At 67.9% G+C, this 22,984-nt stretch carries 21 protein-coding genes and 1 pseudogene; 14 read left to right on the top strand and 8 right to left on the bottom strand.

All coding sequences use genetic code 11. From position 1 onward, the window contains the following. The first annotated feature begins 4 nt into the window (after positions 1–4). From AB3K92_RS01230 to AB3K92_RS01180, 11 genes are read left to right on the top strand one after another with little or no spacing between them, the layout of a single operon-like run. A complete protein-coding gene (locus tag AB3K92_RS01230; protein ID WP_301853949.1) occupies positions 5–1,597 on the top strand; it encodes an acyl-CoA ligase (AMP-forming), exosortase A system-associated in 1,593 nt (530 codons plus the stop codon). Beyond that, positions 1,594–2,685: a hypothetical protein gene (locus tag AB3K92_RS01225; RefSeq protein WP_301853948.1), complete on the top strand. Its 1,092-nt coding sequence runs from the start codon at positions 1,594–1,596 to the stop codon at positions 2,683–2,685. Before AB3K92_RS01230 ends, AB3K92_RS01225 begins: the two co-directional genes overlap by 4 nt. Then, positions 2,685–4,535 (top strand): acyl-CoA dehydrogenase, encoded by a 1,851-nt coding sequence (locus AB3K92_RS01220; protein ID WP_059590719.1) that lies wholly within the window; start codon positions 2,685–2,687, stop codon positions 4,533–4,535. The genes AB3K92_RS01225 and AB3K92_RS01220 overlap by 1 nt, the downstream gene beginning before the upstream one ends. Position 4,536: 1 nt before the next feature. Further along, entirely contained in the window at positions 4,537–5,799 is a 1,263-nt protein-coding gene (locus tag AB3K92_RS01215; protein WP_301853945.1) for a citrate/2-methylcitrate synthase, read from the top strand. A 38-nt stretch (positions 5,800–5,837) separates the two neighbouring features. Beyond that, the gene (locus AB3K92_RS01210; protein ID WP_060221573.1) at positions 5,838–6,500 is read left to right on the top strand and encodes a class I SAM-dependent methyltransferase; all 663 of its coding nucleotides are present in this window, start codon (positions 5,838–5,840) and stop codon (positions 6,498–6,500) included. A 3-nt stretch (positions 6,501–6,503) separates the two neighbouring features. Continuing rightward, positions 6,504–7,577: a TauD/TfdA family dioxygenase gene (locus AB3K92_RS01205; RefSeq protein WP_059483987.1), complete on the top strand. Its 1,074-nt coding sequence runs from the start codon at positions 6,504–6,506 to the stop codon at positions 7,575–7,577. A gap of 13 nt (positions 7,578–7,590) precedes the next feature. Beyond that, the gene (locus AB3K92_RS01200) at positions 7,591–8,604 is read left to right on the top strand and encodes an ATP-binding cassette domain-containing protein (protein ID WP_021160284.1); all 1,014 of its coding nucleotides are present in this window, start codon (positions 7,591–7,593) and stop codon (positions 8,602–8,604) included. After that, positions 8,597–9,676, top strand: a complete 1,080-nt coding sequence (locus AB3K92_RS01195; RefSeq protein ID WP_301853943.1) for an ABC transporter permease — start codon at positions 8,597–8,599, stop codon at positions 9,674–9,676. The genes AB3K92_RS01200 and AB3K92_RS01195 overlap by 8 nt, the downstream gene beginning before the upstream one ends. 52 nt (positions 9,677–9,728) lie before the next feature. After that, a complete protein-coding gene (locus AB3K92_RS01190) occupies positions 9,729–10,271 on the top strand; it encodes a hypothetical protein (RefSeq protein ID WP_059590725.1) in 543 nt (180 codons plus the stop codon). Positions 10,272–10,273: 2 nt separating this feature from the next. Next, entirely contained in the window at positions 10,274–11,692 is a 1,419-nt protein-coding gene (locus AB3K92_RS01185) for an FAD-binding oxidoreductase (RefSeq protein ID WP_301853940.1), read from the top strand. A 32-nt stretch (positions 11,693–11,724) separates the two neighbouring features. Further along, positions 11,725–11,973, top strand: coding sequence for a hypothetical protein (locus AB3K92_RS01180; protein ID WP_301853937.1), 249 nt, complete (start codon positions 11,725–11,727; stop codon positions 11,971–11,973). A 100-nt stretch (positions 11,974–12,073) separates the two neighbouring features. Here AB3K92_RS01180 and AB3K92_RS01175 read toward each other — a convergent pair whose 3' ends face one another. The 4 genes from AB3K92_RS01175 to AB3K92_RS01160 all read right to left on the bottom strand — a co-directional run bounded on the left by AB3K92_RS01175 (position 12,074) and on the right by AB3K92_RS01160 (position 16,531). Continuing rightward, the gene (locus tag AB3K92_RS01175; protein WP_059579193.1) at positions 12,074–13,426 is read right to left on the bottom strand and encodes a TRAP transporter large permease; all 1,353 of its coding nucleotides are present in this window, start codon (positions 13,424–13,426) and stop codon (positions 12,074–12,076) included. A 4-nt stretch (positions 13,427–13,430) separates the two neighbouring features. Further along, positions 13,431–14,003, bottom strand: a complete 573-nt coding sequence (locus AB3K92_RS01170) for a TRAP transporter small permease (protein WP_059675717.1) — start codon at positions 14,001–14,003, stop codon at positions 13,431–13,433. After that, positions 14,000–14,986 (bottom strand): TRAP transporter substrate-binding protein, encoded by a 987-nt coding sequence (locus tag AB3K92_RS01165; RefSeq protein WP_048027553.1) that lies wholly within the window; start codon positions 14,984–14,986, stop codon positions 14,000–14,002. Before AB3K92_RS01165 ends, AB3K92_RS01170 begins: the two co-directional genes overlap by 4 nt. Before the next feature lie 459 nt (positions 14,987–15,445). Then, positions 15,446–16,531 carry a helix-turn-helix transcriptional regulator gene (locus AB3K92_RS01160; protein ID WP_224051602.1) on the bottom strand — a complete coding sequence of 362 codons (1,086 nt, stop codon included), beginning with the start codon at positions 16,529–16,531 and terminating at the stop codon, positions 15,446–15,448. A 434-nt stretch (positions 16,532–16,965) separates the two neighbouring features. Here AB3K92_RS01160 and AB3K92_RS01155 point away from each other — a divergent pair, with 434 nt between their 5' ends. Then, the gene (locus tag AB3K92_RS01155) at positions 16,966–18,078 is read left to right on the top strand and encodes a histidinol-phosphate transaminase (protein WP_301853933.1); all 1,113 of its coding nucleotides are present in this window, start codon (positions 16,966–16,968) and stop codon (positions 18,076–18,078) included. Positions 18,079–18,141: 63 nt separating this feature from the next. Here AB3K92_RS01155 and AB3K92_RS01150 read toward each other — a convergent pair whose 3' ends face one another. Next, positions 18,142–18,393, bottom strand: coding sequence for a hypothetical protein (locus tag AB3K92_RS01150; protein WP_042975551.1), 252 nt, complete (start codon positions 18,391–18,393; stop codon positions 18,142–18,144). Between the two features lie 783 nt (positions 18,394–19,176). Further along, complete coding sequence (locus tag AB3K92_RS01145) at positions 19,177–19,665, bottom strand: RidA family protein (RefSeq protein WP_059590732.1); 489 nt, start codon at positions 19,663–19,665, stop codon at positions 19,177–19,179. Positions 19,666–19,945: 280 nt separating this feature from the next. Between AB3K92_RS01145 and AB3K92_RS01140 the strand changes: the two genes are divergently transcribed. Continuing rightward, a complete protein-coding gene (locus AB3K92_RS01140; RefSeq protein WP_021160271.1) occupies positions 19,946–20,245 on the top strand; it encodes an H-NS family nucleoid-associated regulatory protein in 300 nt (99 codons plus the stop codon). Between the two features lie 172 nt (positions 20,246–20,417). On the opposite strand, the gene AB3K92_RS01135 is transcribed toward AB3K92_RS01140, so the two are convergent. Further along, on the bottom strand, positions 20,418–20,750 hold the full coding sequence (locus AB3K92_RS01135) for a cupin domain-containing protein (protein WP_301853930.1): 333 nt from the start codon (positions 20,748–20,750) through the stop codon (positions 20,418–20,420). A gap of 415 nt (positions 20,751–21,165) precedes the next feature. Here AB3K92_RS01135 and AB3K92_RS01130 point away from each other — a divergent pair. Further along, a pseudogene (locus AB3K92_RS01130) lies at positions 21,166–21,439 on the top strand (integrase); the annotation flags it as partial. A gap of 502 nt (positions 21,440–21,941) precedes the next feature. Here the strand turns inward: AB3K92_RS01130 and AB3K92_RS01125 are convergent. Next, positions 21,942–22,973 carry a substrate-binding domain-containing protein gene (locus AB3K92_RS01125; RefSeq protein WP_230980567.1) on the bottom strand — a complete coding sequence of 344 codons (1,032 nt, stop codon included), beginning with the start codon at positions 22,971–22,973 and terminating at the stop codon, positions 21,942–21,944. Between the last annotated feature and the right edge of the window lie 11 nt (positions 22,974–22,984).

Raw genomic sequence — 22,984 nt, 5'->3', positions numbered from 1 at the left:
GATCATGAACGCCCTGATCAGCATCGCCGACCTGCTCGACCACGGCGCCGCGCGCTGGCCGCATCATCCCGCGTATGCCGACGGCGGCGGCACGATGACCTACGAACAGCTCGCGCGCGCGGTCCGCCGCGCGGCCGCCGCGCTCGCGTCGCGCGGCGTGCGGCCCGGCGAGCGCGTCGCGATCTACGCGCCGAAACGCATCGAAACCGTGGTCGCGATGCTCGCGGCCAACGCACTCGGCGCGATCTTCGTGCCGGTCAATCCGCAATTGAAGGAAGCGCAGATCGAACACATCGTCGCCGACAGCGGCGCGGCGCTGTTCATGACCGGCGCGCAGCGATTGAAGCGCCTGCCGGCGCTCGCCGCGCTCGTCGGCACCCGCGCGATGCTGATCGAGGAGCTGGCCGATGCGTTCGCCGCGTCCGACGCCGGCGCTCCGGCACCTTCGGCGCCTTTGGCGCCTTTGGCTGCCGGCCGCCCGGTCGACGACGATCCCGCCGCGCTGCTCTATACGTCCGGCTCGACCGGCAAGCCCAAAGGCGTGGTCGTATCGCACCGCAACCTGGTGTCGGGCGCGTTCAGCGTCGCCGCATACCAGGGGCTGGCCGACGACGACGTCGTGCTCGGTGTGCTGCCGCTCAGCTTCGACGCGGGCCTGAGCCAGCTCACGACCGCGCTGGCGTCCGGCGCGTGCTACACGCCGCTCGACTTCCTGCAGCCGGCCGAAGTGCCTCGCCATTGCGACGCGTTCGGCGTGACGTCGATCACAGGCGTGCCGCCGCTGTGGATGCAGCTCGCGTCGGCCGGCTGGAGCGATACGGCGCGCACGCGAATCCGCCGCTTCGCGAACACCGGCGGCCATCTCGCGACGCCGCTGCTGCACCGCCTGCAGGCGCTGTTCACGCACGCCGCGCCGTACCTGATGTACGGATTGACCGAAGCGTTCCGTTCGACGTACCTGCCGCCGGCCGACGCGGCGTTGCGCCCGACGTCGATCGGGAAGGCCGTGCCGAACGCCGAGATCCTCGTGCTGCGTGCGGACGGCAGCGAATGCGCGGCCGACGAGCCCGGCGAACTCGTGCATCGCGGCGCGTTCGTCACGCTCGGCTACTGGAACCGGCCCGAGCTGACCGCGCAGCGCTTTCGCCCGCTGCCGCGCCGGCACGGCGAGATCCCGCGCCCCGACGTCGCGGTGTGGTCCGGCGACATCGTGCGGCGCGACGCCGACGGCTACCTGTATTTCGTCGCGCGCGGCGACGACATGATCAAGACCTCCGGCTACCGCGTGAGCCCGACCGAAGTCGAGGACGTGCTGTTCGCGCTGCCCCACATCCGCGAGGCGGCGGTGTTCGGCGTGCCGCACGCGTCGCTCGGCGAGGCGATCGCCGCATGCGTCGTGTCGACGCTCGACGCCGACGCGTGCCGCGCCGACATCGCACGCGCGTGCCGCGACGCATTGCCGACCTACATGAGCCCGCTCGTCGTCGAGCCGCTGCCGGCGCTGCCGCGCAACCCGAACGGCAAGATCGACCGCCCCGCGCTGAAAAACCAGTATCGCGACGCGTTCGCGCGCACGAACGAGGAGACCGCCGCATGACCCTGTCGACGCTCGAAGAAACCTGCCTCGGCGCGCGCCGCGTCGCCGCGCCCGGCACGCTCGCCCTGTCCGGCGGCGTCGTGGTGCTGCCGCCCGCCGTCGTGTTCAGCGCGATCCAGGCACAGGAGCGCCATCCCGGCTACCGGCACCTGCTGCTGCCGCAGGCGCGCTTCGCGCGGCCGCGCGGGATGGGCGCGCTGACGCCCGAGGAAGGCACGCGCCTCGCGCCGGGCGGCCGCCCCGCGCTGCGGGTCGCGCCGCCCGGGCGCAGCCTCGCCGATCTCGCCGCCGATGCCGCGCTCGACCTGCGCGACCAGCTCGGTTCCGGGCAACTGGCCCGCACGACCCACGTGATCGTCGCGAGCTGCGCGCTCAACGAAGGCATCGGCGACTCGGTCGTCGGCCGCATGCAGTACGAACTCGGCCTGCAACGCGTGACGCCGTTCGCGCTCGGCCAGAACGGCACGCTCGGCTGGTATTCGGCGCTGATGCTGCTCGACGGGCTGCTCGACGAAGGCGACCAGGCGCTCGTGATCCTCAGCGACAAGTGGCTCTACCCGTTCTTCCGCCAGTTCGGCGACCTGGTCGGCTACGGCGACGCGGCCGCCGCGCTGCTCGTGTCGCGCGCGGGCCCGGCGCCCGAGCCGGCCGACTGGGGCGGCGTGCGGTCCGTCGCGCTCGAGTTCGGGCCGTCGATCGCCGATCCGTGGGCCGACGCGCCGGGCGCGCTGCGCGACACGCTCGCGCCGGTCGCCGCGCGCGCGATCCGCCGCGCGCTGGACATGGCCGGGCTGCGCGCCGATCAGATCGACTGGTGCGTGCCTCCCGGCTTCGATCCCGGCTTCGCGGCGCGCGTGGCCGACGCCGCGTCGATCCCGGTCGGCGCGCGGATTCAGCACGACGGCTCGGGCCACCTGTCGTCGGCCGAATCGGCGGCCGCGCTGATCCGGCTCGCCGGCGCGCTCGACGAAGGCGAGCGCCGCTCGGTGCTCGTGTGGGACACGGCACTGCATGGCGCGGCGGCGGCGGCCGTCGTCGACCTCGCCGGCGGCCTCGATGCCGCACTCGATATCGAAGGAGACGCATGATGAGCGCCTACAAGGTCAGCCTGCGCGAACTGCGCTTCTTTCTGTGGGAACTGTTCGAAGCCGACAAGCAGTTCCTGGCGGAACACGGCCTGTACGGCACCCACGACCGCGCATCGATCGACGCGCTGCTCGAACGCGCGCGCGACTTCGCGCTCGACCTCGGCCGCAGCTACCAGCAGGCCGACGTCGAAGGCTGCACGCTGCTCGACGACGGCCAGGTGCGCATTCCGTCGCATTTCCACGCGTTGTGGGCGCGGTTTCGCGACGAATGGTCGAACACGCTGTTCGGCACCGCGCACGGGCTGCCGCCGATCGTCACGCAGATGATCTACGAGATGTTCATGGGCGCGAACCCGTCGTTCATGACGTACGGCGGCTTCACGCGCCCCGCGATCAAGCTGCTGCAGATGCACGGCACGCCGCACCAGAAGGCGCTGATCGCGCCGCTCGAGGCGTACCGCTGGGATGCGTGCTTCTGCGCGACCGAGCCGCAGGCCGGCACCGACCTCACCGCGGTCGCGCTGCGCGCGACGCCGCTCGAACGCGACATCTACGCGATCGACGGCGAGAAGGTCTACATCTCGGCCGGCATGCACGAGCTGACCGAGAACACGCTGTATTTCGTGCTCGGCCGCATCGACACGGCGTCGCCGGACTCGTTCTCGCTGTCGTGCCTCGTCGTGCCGCGCTTCTGGCCGGACGAGGAAACCGGCGAATTGCAGCCGAACCATGTCGACTGCATCGGCCTGCCGCGCAAGATGGGGCTCAAGGGCTGCGCGAACACGCACCTCGTGTTCGGCGCGAACGGCACGACCCGCGGCTGGCTGCTCGGCGGCCGGCGCAACGTCGGCCTGCTGCAGCTGATGCCGCTGATGAACCAGGCGCGGATGAGTACCGGAATGTTCGGCGTCGGCGTCGCGTCGAGCGCATACCTGCACGCGGTCGAGTATGCGGGCCGCCGGCTGCAGGGCCGGCCGATCGAGCGCGCGTCGAACACGAATGCCGCGCGCGTCGCGATCGTCGAGCACGCGGACGTGCAGCGCATGCTGGTCGACATGAAAAGCCGCGTCGACGGCTGCCGCGGCCTGCTCGGCAAGCTCGCCGCGACCGCGACACGCGCGGCGATGCTCGAAGCGACACCCGACGCCGATCCGGCCGAGATCGAGCGCCATCGCAAGCTGCAACTGCTGCTGACGCCGGTCTGCAAGGCGTTCATCTCCGATCAGGCATGGCGGATCTGCGAAACCGCGATCCAGGTGCACGGCGGGCTCGGCTACACCGACGCGAGCCCCGTCGAGCAGAACGCGCGCGACGTGAAGATCCTGTCGATCTGGGAAGGCACGAACTACATCCAGGCGCAGGACCTCGTGCGCGACAAGCTCGGCTTCGGCCGCCATTCGCGGCTGATCCAGTACTATCGCGACGAACTCGACGTGTTCCTCGCGCGCCAGCATCACACGGGCACGCATGCGGAGCTGCGCCCGCTGTTCGACGCGCTGCGCACGGGCGCCGACCGGATCGCCGCCGCGCTCGACGACATCGCGCGCGACGTGCAGGACGGCCACACGCACCGCAGCAGCCAGTTCTACACGCGTTTTCTCGAGATGTTCGGCGTCGTCACGTCGGCGTGGGTGCTGCTCGAATCGGCGACGATCGCCGCGCGTCGGCTCGACGCGCCGGACACGGCCGACACGCCGGCCGAACTCGCGTTCTATCGCGGCAAGCTGAAAAGCGCGCGCTACTACTTCGCGAACGTGCTGCCCGTGGTCGACCAGCACGCGGCCGTGATCGCCGCGATGGCGCACGCGGCGATCAGCGTCAGCAGCGAAGAACTCGTGCAGGCGGAATGACATGGACACGACACTCGATTCCGGCACGAACGTTTCGACTGGCACGAACGCTTCGGCCACCTCGACCGGCGACGCGCCGCGCAACCTGCTCGGCCGCCCCGCAACGCGCCATCGCGGTACCGACATCGACGGCGCGACGCTCGAGCCCGAGGCATTGCGCGTGCGCGATCTCGACCTGAACACGCTGATCGGCGCGACGACGTTCGAAGGCGCGCTCGCGCACCTGTGGTTCGACGTCGCGCCGGGCAACGCGGCTCATGGCAAGCACGAGGCGGCGATCCGCACGCGGCTCGCGGCGTTCGCCGCGGCGCTGGCGCCCGGCTCGGCCGCGCAGTCCGTCGCCGCGGATCTCGGCGCGACGGGTGTCGCGCCGGTGTTCGCGGCCGCGTCCGGCCTGTTGCGCGGCTTCGACGACGTGACGGCACGCATGCCCGGCAACGCGCCGGACGACGCCGATCTCGACACGATGCTGCTGTGCGCGGCCGCCGCGCCGTTCCTGCTGCATGCGGCGATCGAAGGCCGTCCGTTTGCGGCCGGCACCGACGGCGGCGCTTCGCTCGATACCGCCGCGACGCAAGCGCAACGCATGCTCGTGCTGACCGGCGCGACGCGCCACGATGCGCAGGCTCAAGCGGCAATGGACATGCTGCTCGTCGCGTGGCACGCCGGCTTCGGCTACATCACGCCGACCGTGCTCGCGCCGCGCGTCGCGATCGGCACCGGCGTCACGCTCACGCAGGCGATCGCGTCCGGTTTCCTCGCGAGCGGCCCGTCGCACGTCGGCGCGGCACTCGAAGCGATGCACTGGCTCGCCGCGCTCGCACGCTCGGTCCCGGGCGGCATCGACGCACCGCCCGCCGCGCTCGACGCCGCCGGCCGCGCGGCGATCGATGCGGCGCTCGACGCGAAGCACACGCTGTACGGCTTCGGCCATCCGCTGTTCGTCGCCGATCCGCGTCCGCCGCACATGCGCGGCCTGTTCGCCGCGCACGGCTTCGACGGTGCGTACGTGACGCTGTTCGACGCGTGCTGCGCGCAGGCCGACGCCCGCCGCGCGTTGCGGCCGAACATCGATTTCCTGACGGCCGCGACGCTGCTCGAACTCGGTGTCGCCGCGCCGTCGTGGGGCGTCGGTGTCGGGCTCGGCGCGCGCATCGCGGCGATGGCCGCGCATGCGGTCGAGCGCCGGCGCCGCCCGGCCTTCGGCGTCAACAGCGCGACCGCGCGACGGCTGCTGGCCGCCGTGCCGGTCGGCTGGCTGTGAACCTTCATCCATCGGCACCATTCAGCAAAAGGAACGTCATGCTGCTCAAGAACCTGCGCCCGGCGAACGACTACGATCGCTTCGCCACCGAAACGCTCGAACCGTGGGACCTGCTGTTCATCAGCCGCATCCGCCAGCTCGCGCGCGGGATGACGCCCGGCGTGATCGCCGACATCGGCACGGCCACCGGCGTCGTGCCGGTGCGGCTCGCCACCGACCCGGCGATGCGCGGCTGGCGCTACGTCGGCATCGACCTCGATCCGGCGATGCTCGACGAAGGCCGCCCGCGCATCCGCGAACTCGATCTCGACGACACGATCGAGATGCGCGTCGGCGACGCGCTCGCGCTGCCGTTCGACGACGGCACGCTGACGATGGCCGTCGGCCGCGCGACGCTGCACCACCTGCCCGACAAGGCGCTCAGCCTGACCGAGATGTATCGCGTGCTGGAGCCGGGCGGCATCGCGCTCGTGCACGACATGCGCCGCGACGCGCCGCAGCACCTGCTCGACCGCTTCACCGAGATGCGCGCCGCCGCCGACTATCCGCCGACCCACGTCGAGGAAAAGATCACGCTCGACGAAGCGCGCGCGCTCGTCGCCGAAGCCGGCCTCGCGGACGTCGCGTCGATCTACAGCCCGAGCGCCGGGCTCGGCGCGCTCGGCTTCGAGATCCTGCTGAAGAAACCGGCGCTGGCCTGAGCGATGACCGACCTCGCCTTTCTCGCCGCGCACGCCGCCGTGCGGCTCGGCGCCGACGACGTGCACTGCGCGGCGGTCGCGCCCGGCGCGACGCTGCCGCTGTGCGTGACGCCGCGCAGCGCCGAGCTCGCGACCTCGCCGGAGATGTTCGTCGCGTGGTACCGCTCGCGGCTCGACACGATCGACACGCTGCTCGACGCGTGCGGCGCGCTGCTGTGGCGCGGTTTCGCGGTGCCCGACACCGCCGCGTTCGGCCGCCTCGGCGCGCTGTATCCGGCGCACGCGAACGGTTACACGGCGGGCGCCGCGCCGCGCAAGCAGATCGACGGCCAGGTGTACGAATCGACCCGCATGCCGCCGCCGTTCAAGATCGGGCTGCACCAGGAGATGGCCTACATGCCCGCGTTCCCGCGCCTCGTCGCGTTCTATTGCCGGCAGCCGGCCGATGCGGGCGGCGAAACGCCGATCTGCGACATGCGGCGCGTGACGGCGCGCGTGCCGGCCGCGCTGCGCGAACGGTTCGCCGCGCGCGGCGTGATGTACCTGCGCAACTTCGCGGCGCCCGGCGATCGCGCGGACGGCCTCGCCGCCAACCCGAACCTGCCGTTCGCCGAATACCACCGGCCGTGGCACGACGCGTTCGGCACGCGCGACCGCGACGAGGTCGAGCGGCTGTGCGCGGAACGCGGCGTCGGCTGCCGCTGGCTCGACGACGGCAGCGTGACCGTGTCGCACGTCGGCAGCGCGCTGCGCGCGCATCCGCGCACCGGCGAAACCGTCTGGTTCAACCAGGCCAGCGCGCAGCACCCGAACCCGCGCTCGATGGGCGAGCTCAGCTACCGCTACCTGCAGCGCATGTACGGCGCGCGCGCCGCGTTCCCGTACGAGATCCGCTACGGCGACGGCTCGCCGATGCCGTTCGACGATCTCGTCGCGATCTACGATGCGCTCGACGAAGAGGAGCTCGCATTCCCGTGGCAGGCCGGCGACGTGCTCGTCGTCGACAACATGCTGGTCGCGCACGGCCGCAACCCGTACCGGGGCGCGCGCGACACGCAGGTCATGCTGTTCGACTGACAGGAAGCCGACGATGAGCGATTCGTTCCTCGCCTCCGTGCGCGCGCTGTTCGGCCCGCACACCGCGTTCGACCGGCCGCTGCGCACGGCCTCGCAGCCGCTGCCCGATGCGCACGCGCCGGGTGCGGCGCTCGGCGCGCGCGCGATCGACGTCGCGGCCGGCGATTTCCGTTTCTCCGCGCGGCACGTGCGGTTCCGGCTCGGCGCGGTCACGGCGATCGTCGGGCCGAACGGCTCCGGCAAGACCACGCTGCTCGAAACGCTGCTCGGCTTCCGGCGCGGCGGCACCGACGTGCGCGTGCTCGACGTGCCGGCCGCGCGCTTCATGCGCGACACGCCGTCGCTGCGGCGGCTCGGCGCGCAGCTGCAGAAGGTCGAGTATCCCGACCATCTCCGCGTGTCGGAGATCGTCGCGCTGCACCGCGCGATGTACGTGCATGCGGACGCCGCGGTCACCGAGGCGCTCGGCATCGCCGAATTGCTCGACAAGCCGTGCCGCGCGCTGTCGAAGGGGCAGCGCCAGCGCGTGGATCTCTACGTGGCGCTCGCGCACCGCCCCGAACTGGCCGTGCTCGACGAACCGTTCACCGGCCTCGACCGTCGTTATGCGGGCGTCGTGATCGACCTGCTGCGCCACCGCGCGCGCGGCACGAGCGTCGCGATGATCTGCCACGCCGAGGAGGAGCTTGCCGTCGTCGACGATCTCGTCTGGGTGCGCGACGGCGGCGTGCGCTACCAGGGCGACAAGGACGCGCTGCGCGCCGAGCTCGTCGGCGAAGCGCGCGCGGTCCTGCATTGCCGCGACGAAGCCGACGCGCGCGCGCTGCGCAAGCGGCTCGCGGCGCTGCCGGGCGTGACCGGCGTGCGCGTGTCGGCCGCGCACGTCGTCGAGGTGTTCGGCGATGCGACGCTGCATCCGAACGTGCACCGCATCGTCGGCGAACAGGGCATCCAGCATCTCGCGCTCGCGCCGAGCACGCCGGGCGACCTGCTGCGCCTCTGTACCGAGGGCCCTGTCCATGACTAAGGTGTTCCTGATTCTCGTGCGCAACGAGCTGCTCGGTTATCTGCGCAGCCGCTCGTCGCTGTTCTGGACGCTCGTGTTCCCGGTGTTCCTGCTGAGCGTGATGCTGTTCGCGTTCGGCGGATCGGGGTCGCTCGGCACCGCCGACATCGCGTTCGACGTGCCCGGCGGCGCGACACCGTACAGCCGCGCATGCGAAGCGCAGATCGTCGCCAGCCTCACGCACAGCGACACGGTGAAGGCGACCTTCGGCGGGCGCGGCGCGGCGGCCGATCGCGTGACCGTCGTGCTCGGCGCCGACGAGCGCACGCCGGCGACGATCCGCTACGACTTCAACGGCTCGCTCGCGGTCAAGGCCGCGTCGCGCGTCGTCGAGATCGCGCTCGCCCGCTGCGCCGCACAGCGGCTCGGGTTGCCGGCCGCGCAGGCGCGCTTCGAGAACGCGGCACCGGCGCGCCGCCCGTTCGACTTTGGCGCGTTCTTCGCGACCGGCATTCTCGTGATGGCGTTCATGGCGATCGGCCTGAACTCGACGACCACCGCGATCGCGTCGCTGCGCGAACGCAATACCTTCAAGCTGTACGTGTGCTTCCCGGTCTCGCGCGGCGTGTTCCTCGCCGCGCTGATCGTCGCGCGGATGGTGATGATGGCGCTGTCGGCGCTCGTGCTGCTGACGGTCGCACGCGTCGCGTTCGGCATCGCGCTGCCGATCGCGACGCCGGACGGGCTGCGTGCATTGCCGATCGTGCTGCTCGGCGCGGCGATGGTGCTCAGCATCGGCGTGCTGCTCGCGAGCCGCACGCGGTCGCTCGCGGCCGCGGAACTCGCGTGCAACGTCACCTACTACCCGCTGCTGTTCTTCAGCGACCTGACGATCCCGATGCACGACGCACCGGCCTGGCTCAAGGCGGTACTCGCATTCCTGCCGACCAACCAGTTCGCCGTCGCGCTGCGCGGCGCGCTGGTCGACGGCGCCCCGTACGCGCAGCTCGCGCCGCAACTGCTCGGCATGACCGCGAGCACGGCGCTGTTCCTGTTCGCCGCCGCGCGGCTGTTCCGCTGGCACGACGCATGACGCATGACGCGTCGCCCATCGTTTCGACGTTTCGACGAAGGAGAATCCCCCGATGAAATCGAGCAATCCCATCACCGACTACCTGCTGCACGCGAGCAACTTCCTGCCGGCGATCGTGTTCCTGTTCTACGGCCGGCTCGGGCCCGAACAGCCGGACGTGCGCTGGACGCACGCGTTCCTGATCGGCGGCGTGCTCGCGCTCGTGCACGGCGCATGGCTGATCCGCCGCGCGGACCGCAACAGCATCGCGATCGGCGTCGACCTGTTCCTCGTGATCGGCGCGGTGCTGGCGCTCGTGTCGCCGACAGGTAGCCGTTTGTGGGGAGAAGAACTCGGGCCGGCCGCGATGCTCGTGTGCGTGCTGGTCGTCGGCATCGTGCATACCGCGTGGTCGGACGGCGGGTTCGTCGACGGCACGTTCGTCGACCATGCGCGCGCCCGTTCGCTGTCGATCGTGCTGCTCGCCGTCACCGTCGTCGCGCTCGCGGTGTCGATCGCGATGCGCCACAGCCCGCTGTGGGGCGGCGTCGTGCCGCTGATCGCGCTGGTCGTCGTGCGCGGCCGCCTGCGCAAGCAGCTCGTGCGGGCCGGCTGACGATGAGCGCGCTGCCCGACCGTGCCGCGCAACGGCACGCGCTCGCCGCGACGCTCGGCGACGGCTGGCTCGACGGAGCGTCGGCCGAAGCCTGCGAGCCGTACGCGACGGACGTGACGCGACACGGCGGCCTCGCGCTCGGTGTCGCGCGGCCGGCGTCGACCGCCGACACGAGCGCGCTCGCGCGGGTCGCCGTCGCGCACCGTGTCGCGCTCGTCGCGCAGGGGGCGCGGACCGGGCTCGTCGGCGCCGCCGTGCCCGATCGCAGCGGCACGCAATGCGTGGTGTCGTTCGACCGGATGCGCGCCGTTCGCGCGTTCGACGCGGCGAATCGCAGCATCACCGTCGAGGCCGGCGCGCGGCTGTCCGACATCAACCGCGCGGCGGCCGACGCCGGCCTCGGCCTGCCGATCGACCTCGGCAGCGATCCGGCGGCCGGCGGCCTCGTCGGCGCCAACGCGGGCGGCAGTCGCCTGATCAAGTACGGCGACGTGCGCCGCAACGTGCTCGGCGTCGAAGTCGTGCTCGCCGACGCGGCGGGCACCGTGATCGACGCGCTCGCGCCGCTGCGCAAGCGCAACGCGGGCTTCGACGTCACGCAATGCTTCATCGGCGCGAACGGCGCCCACGGGCTCGTGACGGCCGTGTCGTTCGCGCTCGCACCGCTCGAACGGTCGTCGTGTGCCGCGTTCGTCGCGTTCGCGTCGTACGACGCGGCGCTCGCCGGCCTGCTCGCGTTCGAGCGCGCGTTCGGCGAGATGCTGTCGGCGTTCGAATTCATGTCGGCCGCGGCCGTCGGTTGCGTCGCCGCCGCGTTTCCTGCGCTGCGCATTCCGTTTGAAGCGGATGCCGCCGCATGCTATGCGCTCGTCGAGATCGCGACCGGCATGCCGGGGCTCGACGGGCTGCTCGAGGATCGCGCGATTGCGACGCTCGACACGCTGGCGGGTGAACGCGTGGTGCTCGACGCGGCCTGCGCGCCGGCCGAACGGTTCTGGCGGATCCGCGATGCGCTGCCGGTTGCGGTTGCGCAGCACGGCATTCCGCTGTCGTTCGACGTGTCGTTTCCGCGCGGCGCGCTGGCCGCATTCGTCGCCGATGCCGAGCAATGGATCGCGGCGGCGCATCCGTCGCTGCGCTGCTACGCGTTCGGTCATTTCGGCGACGGCGGCTGCCATCTCGTCGTGTCGATTCCCCACGCCGATGCGGAACGCTACGGGCCGCTGCAGCAGATGGCGCTGCGCGGCGCGCTGTACGAGCGCGTCGTGCGGGCCGGCGGCTGCTTCAGCGCGGAGCATGGGGTCGGGCCGGTCAACGTCGCGTATTACCGCAAGCACGTGCCGGCCGCGCAACGGGAACTCGCCGCCGCCGTCCAGCACGCCGTCGATCCGTTGGGGTTGATCGGGCGGGTCCGTTATTGATGCGCCGATTCGCGGCGCCAGGGAGAATTTGCATGATGCTTCGACACCCGTCCAGCCTGGGCCAGGGTACGGATTCCGAACCGGGTACCGACCCGCCGCCCTCGGGCATTCCGGCCACGCTGCCCGACTCGGGGGCCGTGATCAACGTGCGAGGAGTGGCCTACGTGATTCCGCTGCCGCCCCGCGATCATGCGCGCCCGGCGCTGTGGCGCGAGCTGGAGGATCGGCGCGACGAACGGTCGGCCGATGGAAACGGCGAGCCGGATACGCAGCAGGATTGAGCGGGCATGTGCATTCCGTTGAATTGAAAGGGCGCCACGCAAACGAACGCGGCGCCGGACAACCTCGGTCGTCCGGCGCCGCGTCAGGCAACGCATCCGGTCAGAACACCGCGTGCCCGCTGATCACGCTGGGCAGCCAGGTCGAGAAGAACGGCATGTAAGTGACGATGTTGATCGCACTGAAGATCGCGAGGTAATACGGCCACGCCATCTTCGTCGTCTCCCCGATCGACACGTTGCCGATCGCGCAGCCGACGAACTGCACCGAGCCGATCGGCGGATGCACGAGGCCGAGCGAACAGTTCAGCAGCAGCATGATCCCGAACTGCACCGGCCCGACACCGCACGCCATCGCGATCGGCAGGAACAGCGGCGTCGTGATCAGGATGTGCGCGGCCATGTCGACGAACGTGCCGAGGAACACCTGGATGATGTTGATGTACAGCAGCATCAGCCACGGCGCGGCGGTCGACTGCTTCAGCAGCCCCTCGATCGCATCCGGAATCTCCAGGTACGACATCTGGAAGCGCAGCATGTTCGACACCGCGATCAGCAGCAGCACGACCCCCGTCGTGCGCGCCGCATGCGACAGCGCGCGGCGCAGCTTCTCGGCCGTCAGCGTGCGGTACACGACCGCGGTCAGCACGAGCGAGTACACGACGGCGATCGCGGCGGCTTCGGTCGCGGTCGCGATGCCCTTCGCGACGCACACGAGGATGATCGCGATCACCATCAGCCCGGGCACCGCGCCGACGAAGCTGCGCAGCACCGCATACCAGCCGGGAAACCGCGGCAGCGCGGACGAGCCGTCTTCGCGGCGCGGGTAGCCGTGGCGCACCGCCTGCCAGTACGCGGCGGCGAGCACGAAGCCCATCACCCACAACACCGGCAGCAGCCCGGAAAACAGCAGGTCGCCGATCGACACGCCGCTCACCGGCTGGCCGTGCAGCATTCCGGTGATGCCCTGCGCGGCGAACGCGTAGATGATCATGTTGGTCGACGTCGGCATCAGCGCGCCGGCGAGCGACGCGTGCGTCGTCACGTTGACCGCGTACGCGGCGCTGTAGCCTTCGCGCTTCATCAGCGGAATCACCACGCCGCCCATCGCCGACGTATCGGCGGTCGGCGAGCCCGACACGCCGCCGAACAGCGTGCAGGCGACGACGTTCGCCATCCCGAGGCCGCCGCGAAAGTGGCCGACGGTCGCCTGCGCGAAGCGCAGGATCCGGTCCGCGATGCCGCCGTGCAGCATCAGTTCGCCGGAGAAGATGAAGAACGGCACCGCGAGGAACGAGAACGCATTCATCCCCGAGATCATCGCCTGCATCGCGGTCGCGATCGGCAGGCCTTCGACCATATAGGTGAGCACGCAGGCGATGCCGAGCGCGAACGACACGGGCACGCCGAGCACGAGGAAAATCAGAAAACTGACGGACAGGATCGCGAGTTCCATGGCGTTATTGCCCCGGCGAAGAACGACGAAGCGCGAGCAGGTGCTCGAGCGAGAAGAGGATGATGGCGATCGCGGCCGGCATCGCGATCAGGTAGCGCACGCCTTCGGGCAGCCCGATGATCGGAATGCGGTCGCCCATCGTCTCGGCGGCCATGCTGCCGCAGCCGGCCATGATCATGATCGCGAACGCGATCAGGCTCACGTGCTGGATCGCGATCACCACCGTGCGCGACCTGGGCGGCAGCCGGCGCACGAGCGAATCGAGGCCGATGTGACCACCGTCGCGCACCTTCATCGCCGCGCCGAACATCGCGATCACGATCACGAGCAGCAGCGCGATCGGCTCCACGAAATCCGGCGCGTTCTCGAACACGTAGCGCATCACGACCGCGTAGAACACCAACACCGTAAGCACCGCGAGGCACGCCGACGCGATCACCGCCAGCACGCGGAACAGCACGTCGTTCACGCAGCGCAGGAGCGGCGCGGCATGCGGCCGCGCCGGCCCCGTGCCGTCCGGGGCGGCGGCCGCCCCGCCGGCGGCCGCGGCGCCGTTCAGGGAAGTGCGACGCGTCACTTGGTGGCCTCGATCTCGTCGACGATCTGCTTCATCTGCGGCGTTTTCTCGTACTTCGTCCACAGCGGCTGCATCGCCTTCACGAACGCCGCGCGATCGATCTGCGCGGCCGGCAGGACCTTCGCGCCGCCCTTCGTCACCGCCTGCTGCGCGGACGCCTCGCGCGCGGTCCAAAGCTTCTGGTAGTACGGCACCGAATCGGCCGCGGCCTTCCTGATCGCCGCCTGCTCCTGCGGCGACAGCGTGTCCCAGACCTTCTTCGAGAACACCAGCACTTCCGGCGTCATCGCGTGCTGCGTCTCCGAGTAGTCGGGCGCCACTTCGTAGTGCTTGGTTTCCTCGTACGACGGCATGTTGTTTTCGGCCGCGTCGACGAGGCCCGTCTTCAGCCCCGTGTACACCTCGGCGAACGGCATCGGCGTCGGCGTGCCGCCCATCGCCTTGATCTCGTCGACCATCAGGTCGGACGGTTGCACGCGCACCTTCAGCCCCTTCATGTCGGCCGGCGAGCGCACCGGGCGCTTCGCGTAGATCGAGCGCGCGCCGCTCTCGTAGAACGTCAGCGCGATCATCCCCTTCGCGGTGAACGCGTCCAGGATCTTCTGGCCGGCCGGGCCGTACATCGCCTTGCGGAAATGGTCGACGTCGCGGAACAGGAACGGGAACGACGGGATCAGCGATTCCGGCACGATCTCGTTGAACGACGCACCGTTTACGCGCGCCATGTCGATCGCGCCGATCCGCACCTGGTCGACCGTGTCCTTCTCCGAGCCGAGCGCGCTGTTGCCGAACACCTTGATCGAATCCTTGCCGCCCGTCTGCTTCGACAGTTCGTCGCCCATGAACTTCACGGCCATGTTGGTCGGGAAGTTGTCGCCATGCACGTCCGCCGAGCGGAACACGCGCGCCTGGGCGGACATCGCGAAGCCGGCCAGCAGCGCAACGGCCAGGGCGGTACGGGAGCGGGTGAATCGGTGCTTCATCGTCAGTCTCCTTGATGGTTGTACTCGTTGTCGCGCGGCGAGCGGCCGGCATGCGCACGCTTCGACGCCGTGCTCACCGGCTGCAGAGTCATACGTCGTATGACGTGTTGACGCGAATGTACGTCGGTTAATCGTTTAACTCACTTGGTGCATACCCCTAGAACCGCAGCCACGATGGGTTTGCAGCGAATTTCGGGGAATCGTATTCTCTGTTTAGGTGGCTCCATGCGAAACGTTTTCCGGAAGCGGGTTCGCATTTGCGGCGAGCGGCCGGCTGATTGCTCAGGCTGGCAGTGGAAATCGATCGCCCGCTTCGCTTTTCATTGTCGTAGGATGACTGATCTCAACGCATGTACGTCGGCGCAATGTCATGCGCACGCGCCGCCGGCGGCGCGATTCAGGAAGGAAAGAACGACGGGGAAAGCGTGCAGCGACAGGCGCGCTCGCCTGCCGTTGCCGTCATGTCTGCATGACCAGCGACGTCAGTTGCGCCGCGCGCGCCACGGCCGTCTTCGCGTAGATCGACTTGATCTGCGTGCGGATCGTGCCGATCGACACGCCGCGCAGCCCCGCGCACTCCTGCGGCGACAGCCCGTCGCAGCACAGCAGCACGGCGAGATCGGCCTCTGCCGACGACAGTCCGTAGAACACGCGCAACCGCTGCGCGCGGGCCGACGGCGAACGCAGGTCGGCGGCCGTCATCAGCGTCGCGACGCCCGGCCGCTCGCGCATCAGGCGCGACTGCTCGGGCACCGGCATCAACGCCAGCGGCAACGGTTCGCCCGTCGCGCGCCGCAACAACAGCCCGCCGCGCGCGTACGCGTGCCGCCATTGCACATCGTCGACGCAGCCTTCCGGCGCGAAACGCCCGTTCACCACCCGCAACGCCGGCTCCGCCGCGATCAGCTGATCGGCCGCGCGATTCGTATAGCGCAATTCGCGCTGCGCGCCGAGCAGGAACACCGGCACCGGAATCGCATCGAGCGCCGATTCGGCCGCGGCCACGCGCGCCTCGAGCTCGCCGATCCGAGCCTGGATCTGCAGCGCGCGGCTGATGTGCATGCCCATGTTTTCGATCGCGCGGCGCTGATCGTCGGACAGCCCCTGCGATTCGAGGCCGCCCTGGACGCTGAGGAATGCGCCCGAACCCTCGCCGCGATGGATGTACAGGCCCGAGATGCTGCCGATCCCATAAGGGTGAAGGAACTCCTGGTAGAACTCGCTGTGCGCGCGCTGGTGCGCGGACAGGTGCCTGACGTCCTCGAACCAGCGGCCCGCCGGCCAGTTGCCGGCGACCGGCACGACCGGGTCGTACCGATAGAACTCGGTGTTGTACGTGTGATAACACGCGGCGACCCATGACGCATCGTCACCCGCCGCCTTCTCGATCGCCGGCACCCGCGCCGCATCGTCGAACGACAGCAGCGTGACCATGCGCACGCCGACCCACGATCTCAGCCCGTCCAGCACCGTTTCCCAGCGCTGATCGCCCAGTGCCGCGGCATAGACGTCATCGATCCATGCCGATGGAATCAACCCGTTCATTTGCATCTGGCCACCCCGCGCCGTGCGTTTTTGTCGAACGTCTTCTGCGCATCTTAGTCAATTGGCGCCAGCGTTTGAATCACTCGTTCGCATTTGGTCGAAATACGACGTTTGTTACCGTTTATCGTCAGACGTAATGGGCATTTTTCCGGCGCCATGGGCCCAATCGAATCCGGCGCACACGGGGTCGCGCGCTTTTCTTCCGGACCGCGGTATGCCATGATGCGACGCATGTCGATTCGAAACACCACGCTCTCGCTGCACCATCACCACGGACGCCCCCTGTTGCGCCCTGGTTCGTTTCGCATCTAGCAATTGCATCGGGTGAATGCCCGATCAAGACGACAACCAAGGCGCCTGCGGCGCCTTTTTTGTTTTTTGCCGCCTTAAAAACCTGCTGCGCCGATCAATCGATACCGTACGGAGTGTTTTCAATGCAACAGACCTGGAAAGAAGTCGCCTTGTCGGATCTGCCGCTGCGCGAGGACCTCAGGTTGCAGCACGCGTACGGGGCGCCGCAGCTCGACGTGCCGGTCTGCCTGAACGTCAACGAGAATCCCTACCCGCCGTCGCCCGCGCTCGTCGAGCGCATCGCGACCGCGGTGGCCGACGCCGCGCGCGCGGCGAACCGCTATCCCGATCGCGACTTTGCCGGGCTGCGATCGCATCTGGCGGCGTATCTGACACACGACACCGGCGTGACGGTCGACGCAGCGGGCATCTGGGCCGCCAACGGCTCGAATGAGGTGATCCAGCAGATCCTGCAGGCATTCGGCGGCCCGGGGCGATCGGCGCTGGCCTTTACGCCCGCGTATCCCATGTATGACGAATACTGCCGCACGACTTTCACGCGCCTCCATACGTTGCCGCGCACCGGGGATTTCGCGCTGGACGTGGATCAGGCGCTCGACAGTATCCGCGCGCACCAGCCGAGCGTGGTGCTGCTGACGTCGCCGAACAACCCGACCGGAACCGCGCTGCCGGTCGGCGATACTCGCGCCATTCTCGACGTCGCGCCGGGCGTGGTCGTCGTCGACGAAGCCTATGCGGAGTTCCGGCGTCACGGCGTACCCAGCGCGGTGACGCTGCTACCGGATCATCCGCGGCTCATCGTGACCCGCACGTTGAGCAAGGCATTCAAGTTCGCGGGCGGCCGCGTCGGGTATTGCGCGTGCGCGCCCGCGATCGTGCAGGCGCTGAAGCTGGTTCGCTTGCCCTACCACCTGTCCGCCTTCACCCAGGCGGCGGCCTGCGCGGCGCTGGTCGCGCGCGACGAGATGCTGTCGCAAGTCGAGACGATCAAGGCCGAGCGCGATTCGACCGTCGGCTGGCTGCGCGGCCTGGGCCTCACGGTGGCCGATTCGGATGCGAACTTCGTGATGTTCGGCGAGTTTGCCGATCGGCACCGGATCTGGAGCGGCCTGCTGCGTCACGGCGTCCTGATTCGCGAATCGGGCCCGCCCGCGTATCTGCGCGTGTCCATCGGCACCGCTGCGGAGATGGCCGCATTCCGTGCGGCCCTGCTTGACGTGATGCCGGCCGGATAAGCGACCGGCGATCCGGTCGACGACGCGACGAAACCCATGCCGGCGCCGTATCCGACGATGCACTTACTTCATCGCCGCGAAGCGCATTTCCATCTCGTCGATCTTCGCGAGCACCGCTTCGCTGAGCTTTCTGATGTGGCGCGGCACATCGGGCGCCGACAGCAGCTCCTCGATTCGCCCGCGCCAGTAGCTCGGATGCCGCACGCGCCCCGCGCCCGACATCGACACATCGTCAGCGTTCTGTTCGCTGTCCAGGAGAGCCACCATTCTCTGGATGTGAGAGAGCTCTCGTTCCACATAGTCTCGTGCCAGCATATTGATTGAAATTCCCCGAAATACGACAGCAGGCCTTCCGTCATCAACGCGCCATCGTGTTGCGATGAAAGCGACTCACCGCACACGTCGAACGCCATCGTACGCAGAAGCTGTGTCAATAAACTGCGTGGGCATGTGTTGATTTCGACCCGGAATGGCGGGCCTGCCCGCTTGTTCTGATGCCATCCGCCCCCGATGCCCTGTGGTCAATCGTAGGCTTGCTGTCGGGCAATGGCATCTCCCAAAGTGGGGATGCCGGCAGATATTGGCGGGGGGATTTCCGGAAATCGTGGGGCGTCGGGAGGCGCGCATGCGGCGGCCGGCCGGGGATGAATTCGCGATCGGCTGGCTACTTGAATGGCGTGCAACCGGCTCACTGCCGCCGGGCAGGCAAGGGGCGAGGACTTGCAGCGCGCATGAGCGCGGCCCGGGATTCGTGTTCACGACGATCGCGGACGGGAACGCGTGGCGTGTGGCGTCCGTCGTGCGCCGTGCACGTCGAAAACGTTTGCGCTTGCGTGACGCGCCAGCGTACGAGATTGTTTCGACACGGCGTGCGCGACGGCGCGGCCCACTTGCCCGGCTCGCCGCGCGCATTCACATCGCCGGTATCGAACGCCGCCCGACGCTTCGTCGAATCCTTTTGATCGGGCAACCTGTCGAAGTCCATCGGCGGGTGTTTTTTAGGTATTGCAAGCGCTTGTCGGTAGTGACTCGCATGTCACGCGCGAATATCCGGATGTTTCGCGAAACGACCTACCTGAGCGATACAGCCCGTCGGAATCAGATACCGGCATTGCCCTGCTTCAACCCGAAAATGAAATCCGCTTCCACCGATGCGCCTTTGGGCAATTGCAGCACGCCGACCGACGTACGCGTATGAACACCGGCGTCGCCAAGCACTGCATACAAAACATCGGATGCGCCGTCGGCAACTTCGCTTTGCATCGTGAAGCCGGGTGCACTTCGCACATACACGGTCATGCGCGGCACCGTCGCTATTACGTCAAGCGTGCCGCAGCGCTTTCTGATCAGCGAGAGCGCACGCAGTGCCGATACGCCGGCAGCCCGGCGACCTTCATCGAGCGAAACGGACTCCCCCACTACGCCAACGAAATGCACCACTTCGCCGATCCGTGGAATCTGGCCGGCAATATAGGCCGTATTCCCGTCGACCAGAATGGGTGTGTACTTTCCACCAATCCTGATTTCCTCGTCCGGATTGAAGCCGAATTCGGCGGCAATCTGAATCAGCTTCTCGTCTCTGTTCATCAGTGAATTCCCCGATACTTCATAAAAATGTAAAGAGTCGTTAAATCCCGGTTGTCTGTCTTGAAGAAGAAAACCCGTGCGATCGGTCAACTTGACATGCTGGTGCCGTTAAAGATGCCCGGGTAATCCTCTACGTGTTCGTCGATACGACACACTTCTCAGGTGTTCGAAGCAGTCCTGCATCGCCATATTGACGACAAAACACGTAGTCGGCGAATTTTCCTCAAAATTTTCCGTTGAAACCGCTATCATGTGAGTACTCAAACCTGAAGAGCGATACATGGCAACGTACAAGGAACTGAAAGCCCAGATGGAAGCTTTGGCCGAGAAAGCCGAAGCTGCACGTGCCGCGGAATTCCAGGCGATCGTCGACGACATCCGCACCAAGGTTGCGGAATTCGGCATTACCGAGAAGGACATTTTCGGTAACCGTCGCGGCCGACCGGCCAAGCAAGCGGCCGCCCCCGTGCAGGCAAAGTATCGCGACCCGAAGACCGGGGCAACCTGGTCGGGCCGCGGTCGCGCGCCCGCATGGATCAAGGACGCGAAGAATCGCAATCGATTCCTGATCCAGGAATAGGATTCTCGACGCGTACCGGCGCGCGGTTTTGCGCGCCGTCCTGCTATTTGGGCATCGATACCGGCGGTATTCAACGACCGTGCCGGGTTGATGAGGCTTTGTCTCATTCGGCGCGCGGCGGCATGCTGCGCGCCGGATTGCATTCGGCCCCGCCCTCGCACTATTTCCTGATTCAACGTTCGTAATAGATCGCAAGCCAGATGGTTTGCGTTTCTTCGTGCGTCCACGCAACGCGATGGCGGCAATGCGGCTCGATCAGCACGTAGTCGCCGGGATGCATTTCATGGCGCGTCGGGCCTTCCTCGAATTCGAGCACCGCTGCCCCCGACAGCAGCACGACCCATTCGGCGCGTGCGTCGTCATACCAGAAACCGTCCGGGCTCGTGTGGCCCATCGATACGATTCGCTCGACGTTCAGACGCTGGCCCGTGACGAGGAGGTCGATTTTTTCGCCCTCATCGCGCCGGCCATCGGCGGTGAACAGGTTGCCGGTTTGAAGTTGCATGGGTTGGCCTCGTCGGCGGTATTGGATGGGCGCCAGAGTTGACGGTGGCGGGAAAGGTTCACTGTAGCCCAATGGATGCGATTGGAACCGGCTCGTTTCGTTGGATGAAGACGATGGGGGTGCCTATTTCCCTGATCGGCCAACAAGAGACGATCATCGTCTTTTTCTCAATGGCCGCTGTCGGGAGACATCGCGTTGAGCGGACGGCGAGTCTGGTTCGCGATCGTGTCGGAATCCTTGACCTTGCCAACCGCCGATGCGTTTTTACCGCTACACGAAAACACGTTACGCTCTGGAAACGTTGCGCACTTGACATCCGAAGGTCGCAACGCTACCGAATCCGAATGCCCCGTTCGAGTTGCTTTCCCTGACCGTCAAAACGAAAGAAGAGCGAAACAGGCAGCGAAAATTGATTCTGTTTTCGAGCCGGCTGCACGCTTCGCCGCATCTTTCGATGCCGACAATACGCTCGGCTGGTTCATCGCTGGATCGCGTCCCTCAGCCTGGACGACACGGCGTATGGTACGCACACCATGCGGCGGAAAGGGGTCTCTCCGATCTATCGGCGAACGAAGAACCTGCGGGCCGTTCAACTTCTGCCCGGGCATGCAAGGCTTGAGAGCACTGGCCGATACCTCGGCATCGACGTTGACGATGCGCTTGAGATGGCGGAACAAGCGGAGGCCTGAGCCAACGGCCGGCGAGCAGTCGTTTTCCAGCCACAAGCGGCTATTGGCCCATCCAAAGCAAACGGCCGCTTCCCGTCGGGATGCGGCCGTTCCTGGCGGCAACTGTCACGTTACGCAAATCGTCGGGTTTAGCCGGTCGTTCAAGCCATTGGGTCGGTCACGCGAGTCAGGTTTTGATAAACGCAGCCATTAGCAGGCTGATCGCCGACACTGAACTTGCCGTGCTGTTCGGCTCGCATCGGATGTGGGAGATCCGTCAGATTGAAGACGTTTGCACGATCGTCCACGACGGCGCGTGTGATCGGCCTCCCCGTCGATCGCGTTCATTCGCCCGCGTATCTGCCGTCCGGGCTGCCGGCTTCGTTCGCGGAGATCGTCAGCATCACCTGCATCAGCCATGCAAAGGCAACGGCGGGTCCGCGTCTGCCCGTAAAGGCGCCCGAGCATCGAAGCCCGCCAGTGCTACGTACGGTCACGTACCGTAGGCAAAAGCGACCGCGCGTTAATCCGTCGCCGGAATCCACGAGGCCGTCGCCGCTTCGCTTGCGCGGAACGCGGGAAACTTCGCGCCGAGCTCCGCGATCGTGCGGATGTCGTTCTTCACGAGATCATCGCGCGTGATCAGCGCCGGCTTGACGACGATCCGCCGGCCCGGATCCTGCCCCGCGACGAGCAGCGCGGCGGCCCGCACCGACACCGCGCCGACGACTGCGGGATTCGTGGCGGCCGTCGCGACCCATGCGCTGCCGGGGGCGCGGATCGCTTCGATATCGGCGGTCGAAATGTCGGCGCTATAGATGCGCAACTTCGACGCCAGCTTCGCCTCGTCGGCCGCGAGCTTCGCCCCGCGCGCGAATTCGTCGTAAGGCGCGAACACCACGCGGATGTCGGGATGCGCGCGATAGGCGGCCGCGGCCTGGTTCGCGACCGATTGCGCGATCGGATTGTCGACGGTGCCCCAGCGCGCCTGCTCGCGCACCTTCGGATGCGCGCGCTTGAAGTCCCGCCACGCGGCGTCGCGCCGGTCAAGCGGTGCGAACCCGGCGACATACACGTAGCCGGCCGAGAACGCATCGCCGTTGTCTTTCACCGCCTGGTCGAGCAGCAGGTTCGCAAGGTCGCGATCGCTCTGCTCGATCTGCGGCACCTTCGGGTTACCGAGGTCGACATCGAACGCGACGACCTTGATGCCCTTGTCCAGCGCGCGCTGCACGACGTCCTTCAGCGATTCGGGGAGCCCGTGGTTGACGATGATCGCCGACACGCCGACGCTGATCGCCTGCTGGATCTGCTCGCGCTGCTCGGTTGCGTCCTGGCGACCTTCGTAGATGCGCAGGTCGATACCGAGCGCCTTCGCCTGCTTCTGCGCGCCGGCCTCGTATGCCTGGAAGAAATCGCCGGTCGACAGGTAGTTGACGAGCGCGACCTTCACTCCGCCCTTGTCGAACGGCGCGGGTGCGCCTTTGAGCGGGCCGGCATGCGATACGGGCACGGTCAACGCGGCAACGGACAGGAGCGCGAGCGCGCGGATCATCCGGACGGGGC

Source organism: Burkholderia sp. Bmkn7, assembly GCF_041103175.1.
GTDB lineage: Bacteria > Pseudomonadota > Gammaproteobacteria > Burkholderiales > Burkholderiaceae > Burkholderia > Burkholderia cepacia.
The sequence above is the reverse complement of the archived record's forward strand: the minus strand, read 5'-3'. Positions and strand labels throughout refer to the sequence as shown.

Coding starts and splice junctions, on each gene's coding strand:
- AB3K92_RS01230 (WP_301853949.1), top strand. CDS start 5: ATGAACGCCCTGATCAGCATCGCCGACCTGCTCGACCACGGCGCCGCG.
- AB3K92_RS01225 (WP_301853948.1), top strand. CDS start 1,594: ATGACCCTGTCGACGCTCGAAGAAACCTGCCTCGGCGCGCGCCGCGTC.
- AB3K92_RS01220 (WP_059590719.1), top strand. CDS start 2,685: ATGAGCGCCTACAAGGTCAGCCTGCGCGAACTGCGCTTCTTTCTGTGG.
- AB3K92_RS01215 (WP_301853945.1), top strand. CDS start 4,537: ATGGACACGACACTCGATTCCGGCACGAACGTTTCGACTGGCACGAAC.
- AB3K92_RS01210 (WP_060221573.1), top strand. CDS start 5,838: ATGCTGCTCAAGAACCTGCGCCCGGCGAACGACTACGATCGCTTCGCC.
- AB3K92_RS01205 (WP_059483987.1), top strand. CDS start 6,504: ATGACCGACCTCGCCTTTCTCGCCGCGCACGCCGCCGTGCGGCTCGGC.
- AB3K92_RS01200 (WP_021160284.1), top strand. CDS start 7,591: ATGAGCGATTCGTTCCTCGCCTCCGTGCGCGCGCTGTTCGGCCCGCAC.
- AB3K92_RS01195 (WP_301853943.1), top strand. CDS start 8,597: ATGACTAAGGTGTTCCTGATTCTCGTGCGCAACGAGCTGCTCGGTTAT.
- AB3K92_RS01190 (WP_059590725.1), top strand. CDS start 9,729: ATGAAATCGAGCAATCCCATCACCGACTACCTGCTGCACGCGAGCAAC.
- AB3K92_RS01185 (WP_301853940.1), top strand. CDS start 10,274: ATGAGCGCGCTGCCCGACCGTGCCGCGCAACGGCACGCGCTCGCCGCG.
- AB3K92_RS01180 (WP_301853937.1), top strand. CDS start 11,725: ATGATGCTTCGACACCCGTCCAGCCTGGGCCAGGGTACGGATTCCGAA.
- AB3K92_RS01175 (WP_059579193.1), bottom strand. CDS start 13,426: ATGGAACTCGCGATCCTGTCCGTCAGTTTTCTGATTTTCCTCGTGCTC.
- AB3K92_RS01165 (WP_048027553.1), bottom strand. CDS start 14,986: ATGAAGCACCGATTCACCCGCTCCCGTACCGCCCTGGCCGTTGCGCTG.
- AB3K92_RS01160 (WP_224051602.1), bottom strand. CDS start 16,531: ATGAACGGGTTGATTCCATCGGCATGGATCGATGACGTCTATGCCGCG.
- AB3K92_RS01155 (WP_301853933.1), top strand. CDS start 16,966: ATGCAACAGACCTGGAAAGAAGTCGCCTTGTCGGATCTGCCGCTGCGC.
- AB3K92_RS01150 (WP_042975551.1), bottom strand. CDS start 18,393: ATGCTGGCACGAGACTATGTGGAACGAGAGCTCTCTCACATCCAGAGA.
- AB3K92_RS01145 (WP_059590732.1), bottom strand. CDS start 19,665: ATGAACAGAGACGAGAAGCTGATTCAGATTGCCGCCGAATTCGGCTTC.
- AB3K92_RS01140 (WP_021160271.1), top strand. CDS start 19,946: ATGGCAACGTACAAGGAACTGAAAGCCCAGATGGAAGCTTTGGCCGAG.
- AB3K92_RS01135 (WP_301853930.1), bottom strand. CDS start 20,750: ATGCAACTTCAAACCGGCAACCTGTTCACCGCCGATGGCCGGCGCGAT.
- AB3K92_RS01125 (WP_230980567.1), bottom strand. CDS start 22,973: ATGATCCGCGCGCTCGCGCTCCTGTCCGTTGCCGCGTTGACCGTGCCC.